This is a genomic window from Nocardia sp. NPDC004068 (genome assembly GCF_042874315.1).
Taxonomy (GTDB): domain Bacteria; phylum Actinomycetota; class Actinomycetes; order Mycobacteriales; family Mycobacteriaceae; genus Nocardia.
Window position 1 is genome coordinate 231489 of the sequence record NZ_JBIAMW010000002.1, and the last position, 20311, is coordinate 251799.

General features: G+C 70.8%; 22 protein-coding genes. 17 read left to right on the forward strand and 5 right to left on the reverse strand.

Translation table 11 applies throughout. The annotated features are described in order from the left end of the window. Window positions 1–20: 20 nt before the first annotated feature. Both ACFYTQ_RS05145 and ACFYTQ_RS05150 read left to right on the forward strand, forming a co-directional pair. Window positions 21–923, forward strand: coding sequence for a UbiA family prenyltransferase (locus ACFYTQ_RS05145; RefSeq protein WP_387357363.1), 903 nt, complete (start codon window positions 21–23; stop codon window positions 921–923). A 373-nt stretch (window positions 924–1296) separates the two neighbouring features. Continuing rightward, window positions 1297–1509: a histone-like nucleoid-structuring protein Lsr2 gene (locus ACFYTQ_RS05150; protein WP_387357364.1), complete on the forward strand. Its 213-nt coding sequence runs from the start codon at window positions 1297–1299 to the stop codon at window positions 1507–1509. Here the strand turns inward: ACFYTQ_RS05150 and ACFYTQ_RS05155 are convergent. Then, a complete protein-coding gene (locus tag ACFYTQ_RS05155; protein ID WP_387357365.1) occupies window positions 1506–2489 on the reverse strand; it encodes a terpene synthase family protein in 984 nt (327 codons plus the stop codon). The two genes, ACFYTQ_RS05150 and ACFYTQ_RS05155, sit on opposite strands and share 4 nt — an antisense overlap. Before the next feature lie 182 nt (window positions 2490–2671). On the opposite strand from ACFYTQ_RS05155, the gene ACFYTQ_RS05160 reads away from it, so the two are divergent. Then, a complete protein-coding gene (locus tag ACFYTQ_RS05160; protein ID WP_387357366.1) occupies window positions 2672–3142 on the forward strand; it encodes a CinA family protein in 471 nt (156 codons plus the stop codon). Here ACFYTQ_RS05160 and ACFYTQ_RS05165 read toward each other — a convergent pair. Next, a complete protein-coding gene (locus ACFYTQ_RS05165) occupies window positions 3131–4537 on the reverse strand; it encodes a helix-turn-helix domain-containing protein (RefSeq protein WP_387357367.1) in 1407 nt (468 codons plus the stop codon). The genes ACFYTQ_RS05160 and ACFYTQ_RS05165 overlap by 12 nt on opposite strands. A gap of 408 nt (window positions 4538–4945) precedes the next feature. On the opposite strand from ACFYTQ_RS05165, the gene ACFYTQ_RS05170 reads away from it, so the two are divergent. Together ACFYTQ_RS05170 and ACFYTQ_RS05175 are read left to right on the forward strand one after the other, a co-directional pair. Next, on the forward strand, window positions 4946–6316 hold the full coding sequence (locus ACFYTQ_RS05170) for a hypothetical protein (RefSeq protein WP_387357368.1): 1371 nt from the start codon (window positions 4946–4948) through the stop codon (window positions 6314–6316). Window positions 6317–6323: 7 nt separating this feature from the next. Continuing rightward, window positions 6324–7205, forward strand: coding sequence for a DUF5995 family protein (locus tag ACFYTQ_RS05175; protein ID WP_387357369.1), 882 nt, complete (start codon window positions 6324–6326; stop codon window positions 7203–7205). Window positions 7206–7224: 19 nt separating this feature from the next. On the opposite strand, the gene ACFYTQ_RS05180 is transcribed toward ACFYTQ_RS05175, so the two are convergent. After that, window positions 7225–7671: a MarR family winged helix-turn-helix transcriptional regulator gene (locus ACFYTQ_RS05180; protein ID WP_387357370.1), complete on the reverse strand. Its 447-nt coding sequence runs from the start codon at window positions 7669–7671 to the stop codon at window positions 7225–7227. Between the two features lie 69 nt (window positions 7672–7740). On the opposite strand from ACFYTQ_RS05180, the gene ACFYTQ_RS05185 reads away from it, so the two are divergent. From ACFYTQ_RS05185 to ACFYTQ_RS05210, 6 genes are all read left to right on the forward strand, one after another. After that, window positions 7741–8139 carry a 4-oxalocrotonate tautomerase family protein gene (locus ACFYTQ_RS05185; RefSeq protein WP_387357371.1) on the forward strand — a complete coding sequence of 133 codons (399 nt, stop codon included), beginning with the start codon at window positions 7741–7743 and terminating at the stop codon, window positions 8137–8139. 176 nt (window positions 8140–8315) lie between these two features. Then, window positions 8316–9122, forward strand: a complete 807-nt coding sequence (locus ACFYTQ_RS05190; RefSeq protein ID WP_387357372.1) for a GntR family transcriptional regulator — start codon at window positions 8316–8318, stop codon at window positions 9120–9122. A gap of 4 nt (window positions 9123–9126) precedes the next feature. Then, window positions 9127–10554 carry an amidase gene (locus ACFYTQ_RS05195; RefSeq protein ID WP_387357373.1) on the forward strand — a complete coding sequence of 476 codons (1428 nt, stop codon included), beginning with the start codon at window positions 9127–9129 and terminating at the stop codon, window positions 10552–10554. Continuing rightward, window positions 10551–10694: a hypothetical protein gene (locus ACFYTQ_RS05200; RefSeq protein ID WP_387357374.1), complete on the forward strand. Its 144-nt coding sequence runs from the start codon at window positions 10551–10553 to the stop codon at window positions 10692–10694. The genes ACFYTQ_RS05195 and ACFYTQ_RS05200 overlap by 4 nt, the downstream gene beginning before the upstream one ends. An 88-nt stretch (window positions 10695–10782) precedes the next feature. Then, on the forward strand, window positions 10783–11739 hold the full coding sequence (locus ACFYTQ_RS05205) for a TIGR03620 family F420-dependent LLM class oxidoreductase (protein WP_387357375.1): 957 nt from the start codon (window positions 10783–10785) through the stop codon (window positions 11737–11739). A gap of 14 nt (window positions 11740–11753) precedes the next feature. Next, window positions 11754–12731 carry a TIGR03619 family F420-dependent LLM class oxidoreductase gene (locus ACFYTQ_RS05210; protein WP_387357376.1) on the forward strand — a complete coding sequence of 326 codons (978 nt, stop codon included), beginning with the start codon at window positions 11754–11756 and terminating at the stop codon, window positions 12729–12731. A 44-nt stretch (window positions 12732–12775) separates the two neighbouring features. Here the strand turns inward: ACFYTQ_RS05210 and ACFYTQ_RS05215 are convergent, their stop codons facing one another. After that, window positions 12776–13201: a MarR family winged helix-turn-helix transcriptional regulator gene (locus ACFYTQ_RS05215; protein WP_387357377.1), complete on the reverse strand. Its 426-nt coding sequence runs from the start codon at window positions 13199–13201 to the stop codon at window positions 12776–12778. An 82-nt stretch (window positions 13202–13283) separates the two neighbouring features. On the opposite strand from ACFYTQ_RS05215, the gene ACFYTQ_RS05220 reads away from it, so the two are divergent. The 6 genes from ACFYTQ_RS05220 (at window position 13284) to ACFYTQ_RS05245 (ending at window position 19827) form a co-directional block, all read left to right on the forward strand. Then, on the forward strand, window positions 13284–14054 hold the full coding sequence (locus ACFYTQ_RS05220) for an alpha/beta fold hydrolase (protein WP_387357378.1): 771 nt from the start codon (window positions 13284–13286) through the stop codon (window positions 14052–14054). A gap of 531 nt (window positions 14055–14585) precedes the next feature. Beyond that, window positions 14586–15677 (forward strand): hypothetical protein, encoded by a 1092-nt coding sequence (locus tag ACFYTQ_RS05225; protein ID WP_387357379.1) that lies wholly within the window; start codon window positions 14586–14588, stop codon window positions 15675–15677. A 314-nt stretch (window positions 15678–15991) separates the two neighbouring features. Beyond that, complete coding sequence (locus tag ACFYTQ_RS05230) at window positions 15992–17281, forward strand: cytochrome P450 (RefSeq protein WP_387357380.1); 1290 nt, start codon at window positions 15992–15994, stop codon at window positions 17279–17281. 96 nt (window positions 17282–17377) lie between these two features. Next, complete coding sequence (locus ACFYTQ_RS05235; RefSeq protein WP_387357381.1) at window positions 17378–18187, forward strand: alpha/beta fold hydrolase; 810 nt, start codon at window positions 17378–17380, stop codon at window positions 18185–18187. Between the two features lie 2 nt (window positions 18188–18189). Beyond that, window positions 18190–19434 (forward strand): SpoIIE family protein phosphatase, encoded by a 1245-nt coding sequence (locus ACFYTQ_RS05240; protein WP_387357382.1) that lies wholly within the window; start codon window positions 18190–18192, stop codon window positions 19432–19434. A 99-nt stretch (window positions 19435–19533) separates the two neighbouring features. After that, complete coding sequence (locus ACFYTQ_RS05245; RefSeq protein ID WP_387357383.1) at window positions 19534–19827, forward strand: hypothetical protein; 294 nt, start codon at window positions 19534–19536, stop codon at window positions 19825–19827. On the opposite strand, the gene ACFYTQ_RS05250 is transcribed toward ACFYTQ_RS05245, so the two are convergent. Continuing rightward, window positions 19766–20017, reverse strand: a complete 252-nt coding sequence (locus ACFYTQ_RS05250; RefSeq protein WP_387357384.1) for a hypothetical protein — start codon at window positions 20015–20017, stop codon at window positions 19766–19768. The two genes, ACFYTQ_RS05245 and ACFYTQ_RS05250, sit on opposite strands and share 62 nt — an antisense overlap. Window positions 20018–20311 lie beyond the last annotated feature (294 nt).

A 20311-nucleotide genomic window follows, 5' to 3' on the forward strand; every position in this document is an offset into this window, starting at 1 on the left:
GTTCCCGAGAGGTCGATGCGATGCAGCTGTCGATTCCCGTGCGGCGGCCCGTCGGCCGGTTCGCCGCCGCGATCGCGCGCGAGGCGCTCGTCTGCTGGTCGTTCACGTGGGGCGATCTGACCGCCACCGTGATCCCCGCGACGACCTTCGCGCTGGCGGCCTGGGCGCACAGCGGACGGTCCGCGGCGGCGCTGCCGGGGATCGTGCTGTCCTGCCTGATCTACTTCTGGCTCTACATCTACACGTTCAACCTCTCCAACCAGCTGACCGGCATCGAGGAGGACCGGCACAACAAGCCGCACCGGCCGCTGGTGTCCGGATTGATCGACGAGCGCGGCGCGCGGTGGCGGCTGTTCGCGGTGACGACGGTATTCCTGGCGGCGGGGCTGGCCCTCGGCGTCGTCGAGTGGACGCTGATGTGGGTGGGCGCGTGGATCTTTCACGATCAGCTCGGCGGTGCGCGCCGCTGGTGGGGCAAGAACGCGGCGATGGTCGCGGGCACCGTCGCGCAGCTGGCCGCGGCCTGGCGGATCGTCATGCCCCTGGACGCGTCGGCGTGGACGTGGATCGCCGCGATCGCGGTGCCCCTGGGGGTCTTGGTCTCGTTGCAGGATCTTCGCGACGTCACCGGTGATCTCGCCGCCGGGCGCCGCACCGCGGTGGTCGTGCTCGGAGATCGCAACGCGCGGTGGCTGTTCGGGATCGCCTTCGCGGGCTACCCGGTGGCCCTGGATGTCCTGCTGTATCGGCACGCCGGCCTGGCCGCGCAACTGCTCGGCGGCATCGCGGCGGCCATGTCGCTGACCATTTCCTGGCGGGTGCTGCGCCTGCGCGACCGGCACGCGGACAACATCACCTATGTGCTCTACACCTGCTGGTACTGCGTGACCCTGGCCAGCGCGATCCCCGCACTTGCCCGCTGAGACAGGGCAATTCGGACACTTTCCATGCCGTCCGTTCGGTCTCGATTCGGCATTGGGATGTAGCAAACATTCAGATGTTGATACCATCTGAACTACCGAGTCCTCGGTGTTTCGATCTCGACCCCTGAGTCCCACCTGGCGACGGCCACGCGAAGGAGAACGTGCATGACCGGCGGAGAAGACGGGATGGCCGAAGGTCGGAAACGGTTCCGTTCCAGCCGAACGCGAGCAACAACTCAGCGGTCGCGCCGGGGACTACGGCACGGTTGCGATACGGCCTTGCGGCCGTGGCCGCCGTTCGGTCGGGGAATGCCGCGTCGAGGAACTCGGGCGGAGGGATATCGAGTGTGCAGTACCTGGAGGGTGGTTTGAAATGGCGGAAGATCAGGCCGCCGAGCTGGGACGCGCGAGCGTCTCGACCGTGGTTTTCGAACTGGATGGCATCGTCTACGAAACCGAGCTGACGTCGGTGGAAGCGGACCGGCTGCGGGCGACGTTCGACGAGTGGATCGCGCACGCGCGGCGTCGGCGCGAGCCCGCGCGCCGGAGCGCCGCGATGACCGGGCACCGGCGCGCGGTCCGTTAGGGGCTCCCCGCACCCGGGCGCGAAACCTCTTGCGCCCAGCGAAGATTGCCCGACATCAGGTGGCCGAGGCCGTCCACGTACGCGCGGACGTCGCTGCGCGGGCCGAGGTCACCGGCGAGGATGTCGGTGCGACGCTCGAGGAATCCGATCTCGGTCTCGTCGAGCACCTGGGCCAGCCGATCCACCGCGGCCTGCACGCTCATCCGCCCGCGGCGGACGAGTGCGCCGACCGCGTTCGCGGGGTGCGGGTCGGCGGGCTCCGGGGCGAAGAAGTAGAGGTCGCGCACCAGGACGAGATGATGCACGACCGCCCGGCGCAGCGCGGTGAGCCGCGGCGCGACGGCCAGATCGCAGAGGTCGATCCCGAGCGCGTATTCGAGGTGAGTGGTGAGCCACCACCCGAGCGCGGTCGTCCGGCGCGCCTTCAGATAGCGGTCGAGATCGACGGTGGTCGCGCTCGGCCAGCGCTTCGCCTCGTCCAGGTGGCTGTCGGCGATCTCGCGCCACGCGCGGCGCGCCCGCCGGGCCAGGTGCGGGGTCATCTGTCGTTCGGCCGCCTCGATCGCGGTGAACACCATCCGGAACACCGGATCCGCCGACGGCGGCGGCTCGCGCCCGGCGAAGACGCTGCTCCAACGGGTGTGCAGGGCCTTGGTGGCGCCGTAGTTCTCCGTGACGCCGGGGTCGCGAAAGGTCTCGTCGCACAAGGCGACCGGGATCATCAGGTTGGTCAGGTCCAGGGCCCGATCGCCGCGCATGGTCGGAAAGGCCGAGCAGGCGAAGTGATTCGGGCGGCGGCGCAGGTACCGCCGCGCGATGTCCGCGTCGCCGAAGTGTTTCTCCAGATACGGCCGGGCCCATCGCTCGCTCTGCCGGTCGAGTTCGGCGCAGGACCGGTGACAGCGGTCGGGGAGCCGAGTTCCGATGGGCGGCAGGCGATGCGACGTTCCGGGCGGAAGGGGGTGCGCCTGGGTAGCCATCGCTGTCCTGTCTTGCCGACGATCAGCCGAGTCGGGCCGATTGGGATGGTATCAACATTCGGATGTCACCAGTATCTCCGGGTTCGGGCGCACTGTAGGCCACTTGCCGGATTCCGCGTCGTGCCGACACCTTCGTCCCGTTCGCCGGTAGCGTGGCGGGACCCGCGGAGAGAGGTGAGGTTGTGTCGGAGAACAAGGACGATCCCGCTCGGCTGGCCGAGGTGATCGAGGCGGCGGAGGTGACCGTCGCGGTGGCCGAGTCGCTGACGGCGGGCAAGCTGTGCTCGGCCCTGGGGGCGGCCCCGAATTCGGGGGAGTGGTTCCGGGGCGGGGTGGTCGCCTACGCGACCGAGGTGAAGCGCAAGGTGCTGAACATGCCCGATGTGCCGCCGGTCTGTTCGGAGGCGGCCGCGGCGCTCGCCACGGGCGTGCGGTCGCTGCTCGAGGCGGACCTCGCGGTCGCGACCACCGGCGTCGGCGGCCCGGGCCCGCAGGACGGCGAACCGGCCGGATCGGTATGGTTCGGCGTGGCGACCGACAAGGGTGTCGACACGATCCACCGGCAGTTCTCCGGCGAACCGGAGGAGGTGCTCGACCAGACCGTCGCCTTCGCGCTGCGGCTGCTGTTCGAGGCCGCCGAACTACGCGTGTGACAGCTCCCCGGAACCGTTGTGCGCCACGGTGTCCGGATCCTCCTGGTCCGGGCGGCCGGGCTGGTCGTGCAGATCGGCGACGATCCGCCCGACCGTGCGCCGACTGATGCCCACCTGGGCCGCGATCTCGGTGAGCGGGAGATTCGCCGCGTAGAGTTCCCGCACCCGCGCCCGGACATCGGGATCGCGGCGCAGTTGCCGGGCCGCGGAATCGCCGGAGGGAAGGCGTAGTTCGGCGGTGGGGTAGGGATCGGCGGGCGCGTCGTGTCCGAAGGGATTGTGGCCGTTGGTCTCCGGGGCGCGGTCGAAACCGTTGTGGCCGTTCGAGATCGGGGCGGTGGGTTCCGGCGGCGTCGCGTCGTCGGGCGCCGGGTCGTCGACCGGGTTCCCGTTGTGCGGTCGCGCCTCGTTCTCGAGGGTTACGATCGGTTGCCCGTTGTGGGCGGGTGCGTGGTGGCCGTTGTGCCCGTTCTCGGACGTGACGGCCGTGGCGATCGGCGGATGGTGTCCGTTCGTCGACGCGGACTCCTCGGTGGCGGGCGCGGGGTCGCGCGCCTCCCACGGATTCGGCAGCCGCATCTCCAGCAGCGCGGAGGTGCTCGACAGAATGGCGATGGTGTCGAGCAGGACCGTGCGCTGACCCTGTTCGGTGATCAGGCCGCCCTCCTCGACCGCGTCGCGCATGGCCTTCTGCAACCCCCGCTTGGCGCGTTCGACCCGGCGGCCGCGCGCGCCGGAATCGAGGAGGGTGCGGACGCGATCGTGTGCCAGGGCGACGCCGATGAGCCGGCGCTGGGTGGCGACCTCGCTGGGTGTGCGGTCGGTCGGGTCGGCCAGGCCGAGGCGGATGAGGATCCGCTCGGGGGTGAGCCGCCAGTTGATGCCGCGGAAATGCCCGGCGCGGCGGCGTTCCAGCGCCATGCTGCGCTCCCACCCCCACGCCGCGACCAGCGGGGCGGACAGCCGGATCAGCAGCGTGCCGAGATTGTCCGCGTCGGTGGCGGCCAGCACCGCGGACAGACAGGTCAACACCCACATGGCGACGCCGTCGACCCCGGCCGACCCGCCCGCGCGCTGCGCGGCCCGCGCCCGCAGCGCCGAGGTGATCACCATGATCTCGAGGAACGAGAAGAACATGACCCGCAGCGACGCCGGCAGATGCAGGGATTCGTCGAAGAACACCCACATGCCCTGCGCGCTGACCCCGGTCGCGATGGCCGCTGCGACGACCGTGCCCGCCTGTTCGGCCGTGATCACGTGACGTCTGGCCGCGCGCAGCGCCTTGCGCAGCACGACGACCGCACCGGCCGCGACCGCCAGACCCACCAGGGTGAAGACCACCGCGGGAATCGGATGCGACTCCACGGCCGCCACGGCTCGATCGATCTGCCTCATCAGGTGCAACGGTCCTTCCTCACGCGAGCGGGCGGTGTCGGCCCGCTGACCGAGGGCTGGGCGTCCGGCGAGGCCGCGCAAACCGATCCGCGGCCTCCGGCGCCCATTCCCGGCCGGGTACACGGTACTGGCATCGCCGGATCGACGCTCGGGGACGAGCACCGGGTTGTCCCGAAAACACTGCGCGGCAACATGTTTCGTGGTCACGATCGTGCGGCGTGTCGGGTCCGGAAGAGGCCGGATCGATGTCCGGAGACCGCCGACGCGGCGGCGTCGAGCGGCGTTCGGAACGACCCTCGAGGACCAACAGCAACTATTCGGCAACCGAAACTAGAGGCGATCGTTACCCCGCCCCGTAAGGATTGCCATCAGATAACAGGTCGCTCCGCTCGACGACAGGAGGCTCGCGTGCGCGTCGGCGAGATCCGCCCCGCCGAGCTCCCGGGGTACCTGGGCATCCACGGCCGCGGTGACGCGGTCCGCGTGATCGCGGTCCTGCTCAGCTCGATCAGCGCGGGCCTGGCGATCATGATGCCGATCTCGTTCAGCTGGTTCGCGCTGGCCGCCTCGCCCACGATCGATCTGCTCATCATGAGCGTGCCGCAGTCCATGGCCGCGGGCGCGATGGTCGCGGTGATCGCGGTCGCCGTCCCGATCGGGCTGTGCAGTCGCCGCGTGGCCTGGTACGCGGCGGGGGTCGCGCTCGCGGGGATGTTCGTCAATCACGCGGCGCTGCACTGGGCGAACTTCGACTCGCTGAGCACGCTGAACTACATCGATTCGCTGCTGGCCGGGGTGGTGATCGGCGCGATCCCGGCGGCGGTGTGGACCAATCCGGCGGCCACGGGCGCCTACCTGTTCGGCTGCCTGGGGTCGATCGTGCTGGGCGATCTGGCCCAGCCGCCCGCCGAGACCGGCTCCACCAACCGGTTCGAGGCGCTGCTCGGCGACGCGCCGCCGATCTGGCTCGTCGGCCTCGCGGTGGTGTTCATCGGCTGGAATCTGGCCGTCGACGCCCACCGGGCGCCCGCCAAACATCCCGGTTCGCTGCTCCCGCTCGCGCCGATCGTGGCCGGAATGATCGCGGTGCTCGGCATCCTGATCTCCTCGACCTGGTTGGCGCACAGCACCTCTCGGCCGGGCGTGCCGGTGGCCGGGGTGGCGCTCGTCGTGGTCACCTCCCTCGTGGCCGCGCTGATCCTGCCCGCCCGCGACGGGGTGATGCTCCTGCTGCTGGTGGCCTACGCCGCGTCGGGCAGTGCCGTTGTCGCCGTACCGCATCCGTGGTGGGTGAGCGTGCTCGTGGTGGTCATGGTGGCGATCGGACTGCTGCTGGCCCGGCGGTGGCCGCGCCCGTGGCTCGCGCTCGCGGCGTCGGCGGCGCTCGCGGCCGCGGCGGCCCTCACCGCCGCGACCGGTCTGTCGGGCGGGGTGTGCGCGAGCCTCGGGGCCCTCGCCATCGGACTGGTCGGTGGCTACAACGTGGTCGCCGCGCTGCCCGGACGGGCGACGAGCGCGGTCGTGGCCCTCGTGGTGCTGTTCGTGCCGTCGGCGGGAGTCGCCCTGCGCGGCCGATCCTTCGGGCGGATCAGCTATTCGCCGCGCTGGTACCGGCTCGTCCAGGTCACCCACGATCCGGGACCCGCGCTGGCGGCGCTCGTGATCACGGCCGGATGCGCGGCCGGGATCTATCTGCTGTGCCGGGAACGACCGCCGAGCGGACGCCGTAGGGGTCCGAGCCGTGTTCGGCGCGACGGGGAGCGGCGCGCGCTCGTATGATCTGCCGATGCCCGCGAGACGAGCGTTGCTGGCGATCCTGGTGTTCATGGTGCTGCCGTGGAGCGCCCTGCCGGTGGTCGAGGCCCAACCGCTCCCGGTGGCCTGCGGAACCCCGCTGTCGGACAGCGAGATCGGCGACCTCGCGGCCCTCAGCGATACGACGACGCTCACCGGAGATCCGCTGCGGCGGCTCGAGGACGCCGTCGACCGCCATCACCGGATCACGGAAATCCTTGTCGCCCACGGTGATCGGCGCGGCCTGTTCTCCCTCGGGCTGGACACCGTCGAACAGTCCGCGGTCATGCCGCTGCAACACGATCCGGCCGCCTTCGCCTCGCCCGACTACGCCCACGCCATCAGCCTCGAACTGCTGCGCCGCTACCTGGACAACCTGCACGGCGAATTCACCGGGGGCCCGGTCGAATCGCACTGGGCGAACTACTTCGACCTCGCCCGGCGGTGCGACGTCTCCCCGGCCCGCGCCGCCATGGCCGGATACAACGCCCACCTCACCGTCGACCTCGCCTACTCCGTCGCGGCCGTGGGCACCCGCCCCGAGAACGCGAGCGACTACTTCCGCATCGTCGGCGCCATCGGCGACGCGGGCTTCGAGATCGTCGACCGCACCAAGGCCGTCTACGCCGCCGACCTCGGCCCGCTGTGGCGCTTCTACTTCCTCGGCGAGGGCCTGGACCGCCTCCTCGGCGCGGGCGTCGCCACCCGTCCCCTGCTCCGCACCGCCGACCTCGGCTTCAACGTCGTCGTCTTCGGCAACGGCCTGGCCCTGCGGAACCCCGCCGCCCACGACGCCACCGCCGCCGAGATCCGGGCCCTGTTCACCACCGCCGACGTCGCCTTCGAGGTGCTGGCCCGCCTGCACGCCCTGTGATCCCCGGCTCCGCTCGGCCTCAACGCTGTTCGCCGAGGGCCCGCTCGTAGGCGCGCAGCACGCGCACCACAGTCTCCCGTTCGGCGCTCGTCGTTCCGTGCAGGGCCGTGCGCCACGCGGCCGCGCTGCCGCCCAGCCAGGCGTCCACCGCGGCGAGCTGGTCCGGGGCGATGGCGACGATGCGGCGGCGGCGGTCGGTGTCGTCCTCGCGGCGGACCAGGATGCCGCCGCGCGACAGGTCGGCGACCATGAGGCTCACGGTCGTGGGCGCGATCTCGAGCCGTTCGGCCAGTTCGCCGACCGTCAGCGAACCCTCGAACTGGAGATAGGCCAGCAGCGACAGATGCCGCGGGGCGAGGTCGTGACCGCGCAGGGCCGCCGGGACGCCGAGGCGTTTGGCGCGCCCCACGAGGCGGGGCATGAGCAGCAGCAGCGCCCGCACGGTGTCGTCGGTCGAGAATGCCATTGCGCGGCCGATCCTTTCGACTTACCTTTGACTACAAAGATGTTTTGTCCACAACGCTTCGGAGCCATCATGCCGCACCTCACCCTGTACGCGCTCGAACCTCAGCTCGCCGGGCGCGAGGACGCCCTCGTCGCCGGGCTCACCGACGCGGTCGTGGCCGTGTACGGCGAGTGGGCGCGGCGGTTGGTGGCGGTGCGGCTCGTCGGCGTGCCGAGCGGGCGCTGGGCCGTCGGGGGAGTGCGCGGCGAGAACGTCGCGCCCAGTGTCGAATTCGGGATCAAGGCCGGTGCGCTCGCCCGTCCCGACGGTCCGGAGATCGCGGGGCGGCTGGCCGCGGGGGTGACCGATGTCCTCGCGGAGGTCTTCGGCGAGCGGTTCCGCGACGACATCATGATCGAATTCCATCCGCAGCACGACGCGCGGATCGCCCTCGGCGGACGCCTGCTCGACGCGGCCGGGTCCGCGTAACCTCCCCCGCACTGCCCCGAAGCGGGTCGCCGGGCCGGTCACCGGGCGACGCGAGCGACCGCCACCGCAGGTGAAACACCTGGTCACGGCCGGTGCGGAGGCCGTGCCGGACAGCGTAACTGGACGTTTACCTCCCGTGCTTGTCGCGTAACGCGGCCCCGGCGCACGCTTCGGACATGTCGTTCCCCACCCAGGCGAGATTCCGTGACCAGCTCCGCGAGGTGCTGCCCTCGGCCTCGCAGCTGCTGGCCCGCCGTCTGCACGACGTGTTGCGGGCGGCGCTGCGCGGGGGCGCCTTCGCCGAGGGCAGACTGCCGGGCGAGGCGGCGCTCATGGCCGAGTACCAGGCCCCGCGCGACGCGGTCCGCGAGGCCCTCGATCTGCTGCGCCGGGCCGGGTTGATCGAGCGGCGGCGGGGTATGGGCACCATTCCCGTCCGCGCGGAATACGTTGTGCCGAGCGCGCTTCCGCCGGTCGGTCGCCCGCTCGAGGAGCATCTCGCCCTCGGGCACATCACGCCCCGCCTGCTGCACTGGGCGTGGCTGCCCGCGCCCGCGGTGATCGCCGCGCGCCTGGACGCGGTCGAACCCGGCGCCGACTGCCTGTGTGTGGAATACGTGCTGCGCGTGGACGATCGGCCGATCGCGGTGTTCACCAACTACCTGCGCGCCCCCGAGGCCGGGCGGGTCGATCAGGCCGCCTTCGTCGGTGACTTCTACGCGCTGCTGCACCACGGCGGCGTCGACATCGACAGCTTCGACATCGGCATGCAACCCGCCCGCGCCGACGACCACACCGCCGCCCTGCTGCACATCCTGCCCGGCGAGCCGGTGATGCTGCTGGAGCAGGCCATTCGCAACCGGGACGGCGAGATCGTGGACTACGCCCTCGGAACCTGTTGCGGCGACTTCCAATTCCGCGTCGACCGCGTCACGCGGGTCGACGTCAACGGCACCGTGCGCCGAGCACCGTTCGAGGAGTGAGATCATGACCACCGTCGTACCCACCGTCCGCACCCTGAGCGAGGCCGCGGCGGCCCTGCGCGGCCGCGAGATCAGCGCGACCGAGCTGATGGAGCAGGTCCTCGCCGCCGCCGATCGCCACGACGACGAGGTGGGCGTGTTCCTCCACCGGTTCGACGAGGACGCCCGCGCCCGGGCCCGGCAGGTCGACGAACGCCTCGCCGCCGGGGACGCGCTCGCGCCGCTCGACGGAATACCGTTGGGGCTGAAGGACATTCTCGCCCATCCCCAGGGGCCCACCACCGCGCAGAGCCTGGTGCTCGATCCCGCGTGGGGGCGAGCCGAAGGTCACAGCATCGCCGCGGCGCGGTTGGAGGCGGCCGGGGGGATCTTCGTCGGCAAGACCACCACTATGGAGTTCGCGATCGGAGTTCCCGACCCGGACAAGCCGTTCCCGGTTCCGCGCACTCCATGGGATCTCGAGCGCTGGGCGGGCGGTTCGAGTTCGGGCTCCGGCAGCGGCGTCGCGGCCGGGATGTTCCTCGGGGCGGTGGGCACCGACACCGCGGGCAGTATCCGGATCCCCGCGGCGTTCAACGGCATCACCGGCCTGAAGCCGACCTTCGGGCGGGTGCCGAAATCCGGTGTCGTCCCGCTGGGCTACACCCTCGACCACGTCGGTCCCATGGCCCGCAGCGCCGCCGACTGCGCGCTGCTGCTGTCCGTGCTCGCCGGGCACGATCCGTCCGATCCCTACAGCGCGCGCGTCCCGGTCCCCGACTACCCGGCCGCGCTCATCGGCGATCTGACCGGGATCACCGTCGGCGTGGACACGCTGGACCGATTCGCCTCGGGCGGAACAGATCCCGCGCAGCCCGGCCGTTTCGCCGCCGCCGTCGACGTGCTGCGCGCCGCGGGCGCCGAGATCGTCGAGGTCGAACTGCCGATGTATCCCGAACTGACCGCCGTCGACATCGTGGTCATGCTCGCCGAGGCGCACGCCTATCATCGCGGCGACCTGCTCACCCGGTGGGACGACTACGGTCGCGGCACCCGCATCATCCTCGCCGCGGGCCAGGCCGTCAGCGGGGCGGATTACGTTCAGGCGCAACGGGTCCGGCGCGTCGCCGCCGCCCGCGTCGCCGCGCTGTTCGACACCGTCGACCTCATCGCCACCCCCACCGGCCACCTCGGCGCCCCGCGCCTGGACTCCATCGACCAGCACGAGCCGCTGTCGGTGCTGCCCTCCCTGCACACCCCCTACTGGAACCCCCTCGGCAACCCCACGCTCGCTCTCCCGATCGGCCTCTCCGACGCGGGCACGCCGCTGTCGATGTCGTTGTCCGGCAGGCACTTCGACGAGGCCTTGGTCCTGCGCGCCGGGGACGCCTTCCAGCGCCGCACCGACCACCACCTCGCCCTGCCCATCGCACTCACGAAAGGCGCCCGATGACCACCTGGACCACCGACCCGCGGGAGCACGAGGCGGTCGACACCCTCACCCGCTTCGTCGCCGACCTCGCCGCCTCCCTGCACACCGTCGCCGACGCCCGATACGCCGATCCCAGTGGAGGTTTCGTCGTCGCGGAGTGACACGCCCACCCCATTGTCAAACGGAGAAGCTCTCCATATAGTGATACCCGGAACCGGAGAAAGTCTCCGGTAACGGGAGGGGAGAGCGATGGCGGCGACGGTGACCGTGGCGCGGGCGCGCGAGCGACTGGGCCGGGTAGGCGTCTGGGTGAACAATCAGGTGACGGCCGTCGCGCCCGCCGAGGAGCAGCGGCGGGCGGTGGCCCGGATCGAGGAGCTCGGCTTCGGCTCGGCCTGGACGGGCGAAAGTACCGGCGGCAGAGACATTTTCGCCAAACTCGGCATCTGGCTCGCCGAGACCGATCGACTGGTCGTCGGGTCCGGCGTGGCGAATCTGTGGGCCAGACCGGGGATCACCATGGCCGCCGGTGCCGCGACCCTCGCCGAGGCGTACCCGGAGCGGTTCGTGCTCGGCCTCGGCGTCGGATTTCCCCGCCAGGCCGAGAGCCTCGGCCGCGCCTACGGCCGCCCGCTCGCCCGGATGCGGGAGTACCTCGACGAGATGGACACGATCCCCGACCCGGCTCTCGTCCCCACGGCCGCGCCGGAGGCGCCCCATCCCGGGGTACTCGCGGCGCTCGGTCCCAAGATGCTCGCCCTCGCGAAAGACCGTGCCGACGGGGCACATCCGTACGCCGCCCCCGTCGAGACCACCGCCCGGGCCCGGGAGATCCTCGGACCCGACAAGCTGCTGATCCCGGAACAACTCGTCGTCTACCATCCGGACCCGGCCCAGGCCCGGGAACGCGCCCGGCAATACCGCGCGCGAACACTGTCCGCGATGCACGTCATCGGCGGCGCGACGGGATCGCCCTACGGCCGCAACCTGCTTCGCCTGGGCTACACCGAGGAACAGATCAGCACCGTCGACGACGCGGTCATCGACGCCCTCATCGCCCACGGCGACGAGGAGGCCATCGCCCGCCGCCTGCGCGACCATCTCGTGGCGGGGGCCGATCACGTCCTGGTGAATCCCGTCGGCGCCGACCTCGCCACCATCGTCGCCACCCTCGAACGCATCGCCCCGGCCGTCACCGGCCTCTGATCCGAGGAGCCGTCATGCCGATCTCGCCACAGCTGTCCCTGCCCCTGCGCACCTTCACCGACGATCCGGCCTTCGACTGGAGCCGGATGCTGGCCGCCGCCCGCGCCATGGACGACGCCGGAGTCGACCGAGTGGTCGTCTCCGACCATGTTGTGTTCGGGGCGAATTCGGACGCCTACGCGGACCCGTCCGTGGGCGGTGTCGCGGGCGGGCGACAACCCACCGGCCCCGACGGCCAGTGGCTCGAACCGCTGACGGTGCTCACCGCCCTGGCCGCGACGACCACGAGAATCCGGCTCGGCACCGCGATCCTGTTGGCGGCCCTGCGGCGACCGGTGGTGCTGGCCAAACAGCTGGCGACCCTGGACGTCCTCTCCGGCGGGCGGATCGATCTCGGGGTGGGCGTCGGGTGGCAGCGCGAGGAATACGACGCCGCGGGCCTGCCGTTCGAGCGCCGGGGCCGTCTGCTGGACCACACCCTCGAGGTCTGCCGCGAACTGTGGACCGAGCGGCGCGCCACCTATCGCGGCCCCGAACTGTCCTTCGACGGCATCCACCAGATGCCCAAACCCCGCCAGCCGGGCGGCATTCCGGTCTGGGTGAGCGGCACCGTGAACGACGCGGTCGCCCGCCGCCTCACCCGCTTCGGCACCGGCTGGATTCCCTGGGGACCGGCCCGGGACGATCCGGCGGGGGCCATCGCGGCCATGAAGGACCGCGTCGCCAGCCTCGGCGGAGACCCCGGCCACCTTCAAATCCAAGGCACCGCAACGATTGTCGAGCGCCCCGATGGAACTCTCGACATCGACGCCACTCTCGCCTCGGTGCCGCCGCTGATCGCCGCCGGGGTGACCGATGTCCGCATCCCCCTGCTACTACCCGGCGACGAACCCCGCGCGGTCGACCTCCTGCCCGACCTCGTCGCGGCCTTCCGAGCGGCGACCGACCGCCCGACGCCGGTCCTCGCCGCGCACGGCGAACCCGTGGAGTAGCCGCGCCGCCTGCTCGGCGGGATCGCGGTACGTGGTACCGAATCTCATTGAGTGGCACCGTCGTTCCCGGTGGCTCGGGTCAGCAGGCGATACAGACTGGCCCGGTCCGCCGCCGAGAGAGTGCCCACGGTCTCGTCGAGCACCTCGCCGACCAGTGCCGCGCCGTCACGCCGGGCGCGTTCCCCCGCGGCGGTGGGGCGATGCCGGATCGCCCGGCCGGGGCCGGGCACTCGCTCGATCAGCCCGCGTTCGATCATGCGCGTCGCGAGTGTGCCCATGGATTGGTCGGTTTGGAACGTGAGCTGCGCCAGCTCGCGTAGTGAGGCGTCGGGGTGTTCGTGCAGGTTGCGCAGGACGTCCCAGTGGGCGAGGGAGAGGCCGATCGTGGCCAGCCGCCGGTTGGCCTCGCGGTGATGACGCCATTGCAGACGCTTGATCGCCTGTCCGACTTGATACACGGAGGGTTCCACGCGGTCAGCCTAACGCAGAATCAGGTTGCTTGATTAAGGATATTGAACTAAGGTTCCTGATATAGCGATCGAGGAGAATAGCGTGAACGTCACCCTTGCCGAATTCGGCTCCACCACAGTCACTTACACCGATCAGGGCTCCGGCGCGCCGGTCCTGCTGTTGCACGGCGGCGCCGGACCCGCGTCGGTGGCGGAGTTCGCCACACTGCTCGCCGACCGTCCGGGCCTGCGCGTGATCACCCCCGTACATCCCGGATTCGACGGCACGCCCCGCCCGCCCGAACTCACCGACATCCCCGGCTTGGCCCGGCTCTACGCCGCGCTCCTCGCCGAACTCGGGCTCACCGAGGTGACCGTGGTCGGCAATTCGATCGGCGGCTGGATCGCCGCCGAACTCGCCCTGCTCCGCGACCCGCGGGTCGCCCGGCTGATCCTCGTCGACGCCGTCGGCCTCGACCTACCCCAAACCCCCATCGTCGACTTCTTCGCCCTCGCCCTCGATCGCATCGCCGACCTCTCCTACCGCGACCCCGACGCCCACCGCATCGACATCGATTCCCTTGCCCCACACCGCCTCACCACGATGGCGGCCAACCGGGCCACCCTGCGCGAATACGGCGGCACCACCATGTCCGACCCAACCCTCCTCACCCGCCTCCCCGAGATCCCCGTGCCCACCCTCGTGATCTGGGGCGCCCACGACGGCATAGTCCCGCCCGACCACGGCCACGCCTACACCACCGCCATCCCCTCCGCCGAATTCCACCTCCTCTCCGACGCGGGCCACCTACCCCAACTCGAAACCCCCACCGCCCTGGCCGAACTCATCGCGAGCGCAACGGCGAAAGCCTGAGCGTCCCGGGCGCGGGCCCGCCGCGAATCCCGAGTGCCCACCGCGACTTCCCCGCTGTCGTGCGCGACCCCGGCCGCGCCTCCCGAATGTCCAGCGCGAGTTCGCCGCTGCCCTGCCCGACCCAGCGAATGTCCAGCGCGAGTTCCCCGAGGCCCTGCGCGAGTCCAGCCGCGCCTCCCGATTGCCCAGTGCGAATTCCCCCACCGCCCCGCGCGAGCCCAGCCGCGCCTCCCGAATGTCCAGTGCGAATTCCCGCTGCCCTGCACGACCCCGGCCGCGCGTCCCGATTGCCCAGCGCGAGTTCCTCAGCGCGCCCTGCACGACCCCAGGCTGCGGGCGTGGCGGTGAAATCGCGGGTGTCGCAGGGCGATTGATCATCCGGTCATCCCACGGTAACCGGGGCCCGGGGTCTCGGTTACCGGTACGCTTGTACGGCTGCCGGACAGCGTGCTCGAGTTCGACCTCGCCGTATCGATGGGGATTGACATGCAGAATTCGCTAGAGCCACACCAGTTCAGGATCGCGCACTTCGTGGGAACCCTGCCCGAGAAGCTGATGGCGGGGGGTGACAGCGCGGTATTGAGTTGGTTCGCCGACCAGAGCGCGGGCTGGCCCGTCACGGCGATCCCCTGCGATCTGGATCCGGAATGGATCATGGACTACCTGCGCGGCCGCCGGGAGCACGACGTCTTCGAGATCCGCACGCCCGGCGACTACGCCGACTACGGCGATTTCCCCAGCTACGGCCTGCGCAAGGGCCGCACCCTCGAACCCGAACACGTCTCGATGGGCCGCGTCGAACGGATCGATCAGGTGCTGGCCGCCTTCGACGCGCTGCGTCGCGAACGCCCGGCGCTGGCCGAGGCGAAAGTGCAGCTCAGCCAGCCCAATCCGCTGGATCTGGCGATGTTCGTCTTCGCGGGCGCGGCCGTGTCCGGCGGCCTGCCCGTCGGAAAGGCGCTGCGGCACAGCGATGTCGTGGTGCGGGCGCTGCGCAACCTGCCGGTGTTCACCGAGGCGATCGTGCGCGATGTCGCCACCGTGACCGAACGGTACGGCGACCGCGTCGTCTGGCAACTCGAATCGCCCATCGCGCTGCTGAGCATGGTCAAGGCCCAGCAACTCGGCGCGCAATGGGCCCTCGGCCCGCTGGTCGCGCGCCAGCTCGCGGGCGTCCTCATCCGGATGCGCGAGGTGGGCGCCGACACGGTGGTGCACCTGTGCTACGGCGACTACCAGCACAAGAGCCTGCTGTCCCCACGCGACCTCGCCCCCGCGGTAAACCTCCTCAATCGCGTTGCCCCCCAATTACGTTCGCGCGACATCCCCCTACCGCCTGTGCACGTGCCATGCGCCTTCGGCGCCGAACCCGCCCCCCTCGAACCCGAGTTCTACACCCCCCTGCGCAAACTCGATCCGGCCTGGCCCCTCATCGCCGGTGTCGTCGCCCCCGAATCCGAGGACGACAGCCTCCACGCCCGAAACCTGTTCGAGCGCGCCGCCAACCGCCCCGTCCACGGCGTAGCCACCGCCTGCGGCCTCGGCCGCTGCACCCCCGAAACAGCCGAACGCGCCGCCGCCCACACCGTCGCCGTCGCCCGCGCGACGACCACCCCCACCTAACCCCGACGTCCGCCCGCCTAGCCCCCTGACAACCCGTAGCGCGGGAATCGGACACGGGTTCGGGCGTTCGCTGTCGGTGTTCCCGCGTGAAGGGCCACGTGGCCGCATACCTCCAGGTGGAAAGGTCCGGATCGTCGGGATCGTGGAACCGTATGCCCTTCGGTCACATTCGGGACCGAAGGGTACCTTCCGGACCGTATCGCCCGCACGTGCCGTGCGGACAGCAAACCGTTGCTATGTTGCTTCGGTGGGCGAATCGCCCTGCCCACCGAACAGTTCGAGACCCTTCCGTTCCACTGTATGGAGTCATCTCGTTGACCACCCCACACTCAGCGACACATTCCGCACCCGAGGGCGCACCCGGTGGCTGTCCCGTCGCGCACGGCGCCGCCGCCTACGCCGAGGAGCGAATTCCGCTCTACACCCAGCGATTCGTCGATGATCCGCACGCCGCCTACGCCGAGATGCGCCGCCGGTTCGGCGCGTTGGCCCCGGTCGAGCTCGCCCCGGGCGTGCCCGCGACCCTGGTGATCGGGTACAACACCGCGTTGCGAATCCTCAACGACCCCGACCACTTTCCGTCCGATCCGCGCAGTTGGCAGAAGACCGTCCCGCAGGACTCACCGGTCCGCCCGATGATGGCCTGGCTGCCCGCCGCGCGCTACAACACCGGCGCCGCGCACGCCCGCTACCGGCAGCCCTCGGTCGCGGCGATCGACGGCATCGATCTGCACGCCGTGCCCGGCATGGTCGAGCGGGTGGCCATCCCGCTGATCAACAGCTTCTGCCGCGACGGGTCCGCGGATCTCATGCGGCAGTACGCCTTTCCGCTCGTGCTCGAGGTGCTCAACCAGATGGTCGGCTGCCCGGCCGACATCGGTGAGCAGGTCGCCGCGGGCATGGCCGCCCGGTTCGAACCGGCGCGCGGCGCGGAGGGCATGCAGATCCTGAAAGTCGCACTGATGGAACTGATTCGGCTCAAGCGCGAACAGCCCGGGGACGACGTGACCTCGCGCCTGGCGGCCCACCCGGTCGGTCTCGACGACGTCGAGGTCTTCGCCCAGCTGATGAGCTTCTACGGCGCGGGTTTCGAGGCGCAGCGCAACCTCATCTGCAACGGCCTGCTGCTCATGATGACCGACGAGCGGTTCCGCTACGGCGATGTGCTCGGCCGCAACCTGTCCACGGTCGACGCGCTCGACGAGGTGTTGTTCAACGACCCGCCGATGGCGAACTTCTGCACCACCTACCCGCGTCAGCCGATCATGATCGGCGGGGTCTGGCTGCCCGCCGATCAGCCGGTGCTGATCAGCATGGCCGGCTGCAACAACGATCCGGAGGTGCGCGGCGACGGCGATCCGGGCGGCAGCCGCGTCGGCAACCGCTCGCATCTGGCGTGGAGCATCGGCCCGCACGCGTGCCCGGCGAAATCGGTGGCGTACCTCACCGTGCAGCGCGCGATCGACGAATTGTTCGACGCCCTGCCCGATCTGGATCTGGCCGTGCCCGCCGACCAGCTGACCTGGCGACCCGGTCCGTTCCATCGCGCGCTCGCGGCGCTGCCGGTCGTGTTCCCGCCGTCTCCGCCGTTGACCCTCCGCTGAGCCCGACCCGTCGCCGTGACCGCGCGCGGTCACGGGCGGGGGGCGGCGTGTCGCCCGAAACTCCCCGAGCGGCCACCCTCTGCAATGATGGGATGAATGAGCGACGTCTTGCGCAGGAATCGGGTGGTCGTCACCGGTCCGCCGGAAGCCCCCACGCTGGTCCTCGCGCACGGATTCGGCTGCGACCAGGGCTTGTGGCGCCTCGTGGCGCCGGTGCTGGCCGAGCGGTTCCGGGTCGTGCTGTTCGATCACGTCGGTTCGGGCGGATCGGATCTGTCGGCGTGGACGCCGCAGCGGTACTCGACCATGGCCGGATACGCCGAGGACGTCCGCGAGGTGTGCCGCGCGGCCGGGCCGGAACCCGTTGTGCTGGTGGGGCATTCGGTAGCCGCGATGATGGGCGTGCTGGCCGCCGCGACCGAACCGGAGTTGTTCCGCGGGCTGGTGTTGCTCGCGCCGAGCCCGTGCTTCCTCGACGACCCCGCGACCGGCTATCGGGGCGGTTTCAGCGCCGCCGACATCGATGAACTGCTCGAATCCCTGGACGCGAACTACCTCGGCTGGTCGGGCGCGATGGCCCCGGTCATCATGGGCAATCTGGAACGCCCGGAGCTGGCGGCCGAACTGGAGACCAGCTTCTGCCGCACCGATCCCGAGATCGCGCGGATGTTCGCCCGCGTGACATTTCTCTCCGACAATCGCGACGATCTGGCCGCGGTCTCGGTGCCGACGCTGGTGGCCCAGTGCTCGAACGACGCGATCGCCCCGCGCGAGGTGGGGGAGTTCGTGCACGCTCGCATTCCGGGCAGCCGCCTGGTGACCCTGGACGCGACCGGGCACTGCCCGCAGCTCGCCGCCCCCGAGGAGACGGCCGCCGCGATCACCGAATTCGTGCGTAACCTGTGATGATGATGTGCCGCGCGGGCGGCCCGGATCCCGAGCGGCTCGGTCTCGACCCGGACGATCCCGACCAGCGGGCGGAATTCACAGCGCTGTTGGAGGACGACGTCGACGATCTGTACGAGAACGCACCCTGCGGATACCTGTCCACCCTGCTCGACGGCCGCATCGCCAAGATCAACACCACGCTGCTGACCTGGCTCGGTTACCGGCGGGAGGATCTGGTCGGCCGCCGCCACTTCAACGACCTGCTGACCGTCGGCGGCCGGTTGTATCACGAGACCCACTTCGCACCCCTGCTGCGGATGCGGGGTCACCTCAGCGGCATCGCCCTGGAACTGCAAGCCGCCGACGGCACCCGCCTGCCCGTGCTGGTGACCTCGACGGTCAAGTCCGGTGACGACGGGCAGCCGCTGCTGATCCGCACCACCGTCTTCGACGCCCGCGAGCGCCGCGCCTACGAGGCCGAACTGCTGCGGGCCCGCCGCGAGGCCGAGCGCGACCGCGAGCGCCTGCAACGGCTCAACGCGACCCTGCAACGCACCCTGCTGCCCGCCGCGCTCGAATCCGTCCCGGGCATGGACGCCGCCGCGCACTATCACGTCGCCTCGGTCGACGAGGTCGGCGGCGACTTCTACGACCTGTTCCCCATCACCGACGACACCTGGGGGTTCTTCCTCGGCGACGTGTGCGGCAAGGGCGTCGGCGCGGCCACCGTCACCTCGCAGATCCGCTACACCCTGCGCGCCGCGGCGGTCCACAACCCCGAACCCGCCGCCGCCCTGACCCATCTCAACGAGGTCATGGTGCGCAATCACGAGCCCGGCATCCTGCGCTTCTGCACCGTGATCTACGGTCTGCTCGCCCTCGACCGCGATCATCCCGAGGGCCCGCGCGTCACCGTCACCCTCGCCTCCGGCGGCCATCCCGCGGCGATCCTGTTGCGCGGCAACGGTTCCGCGGCCTACCTGCCCACGCCGGGCGGTCAGCTGATCGGCGCGCTGCCGGAACCGGACATCGTCACCGTCACGCGCACCCTGCGGTCGGGCGACACCCTGCTGCTCTACACCGACGGGCTGATCGAGGCCCGCACCGACGACGGCTACTACGGCGAATCCGCCCTCCTCGATTTCGCCCGCTCCCAGGCTCCGGCGTCGGCCACCGAGATCGTCTCGGCGGTAACCGAACTGCTCGAATCGTTCGGTTCCGGCGTCACCGACGACACTGCCGTCCTGGCCTTGCACGTGCCGTAACGGGCTGCGGCACAAGCGGCGACGGTCGCGCACTGTGACCGCGCACGACGATCGGCTAATTCCCGGTGAACCAACCGGCCGGTGCGTACCGTGCCGCGTATGGAGCCTGCCGGATCGATTCTCGTCGCCGCCGTGGGCATCGAGCCCCCGGTCCGCACCGGCGTGCCGTGGCTGCGCTGCACCGACGGCACCACCTACCGCATGCCCGCCGGACAGCTCGACTGGGCGCTCGGCCTGATCGCCGCCGAGACCGAACACCAGCGCCTCACCGGCACCACCATGTTCCCGCTGCGCCTGCCGATCGGCGAAGGCTGGTGTGCCACAGCCGATCTCACCGGTCGGCGGCCCAGCGCCTGTGTTCCTCGGGGAGCGCCTCCGCGTCCAGCCGCTTGATCTCGGTGAGTATGCGGCCGGAATGCCTTGCCGCACGGGCCTTTTCGGCGTACTCGGCGGCACCGACCGCCTTCGTGGGCATTGTCGGCCCGCTGCTCGCCGCGAGTTCGATCGAGGCGCGACCATGGCCCTCGGCGCGACCCTGCACACCGTCGGCGTCCACCTCGCCGACGTCGATCGCGCCGTCCACGAGGGGAGACCCGCACGGGCCCGGCGATAACCATCGCGAGCCTTGGACACGGGGAACGTGATGCGCTTGGATGCGCTGGGGAGTCACTTCACGAAACGGGGATCGTCCGATGTCCTACCAGCCCTGGGTTCATACCGCTCCACCCACCGGCGCTCCGCCCACGGGCGCTCCACCTGCGGGCGCCTCACCAGTGGGCACCCCACCTACGGACGCGCCACCTGCGGGCGCTCCGCCTGCGGGTGCCCCACCCGCGGACGCTCCACCCACGGACGCCCCACCTGCGGGCGCCCCGCC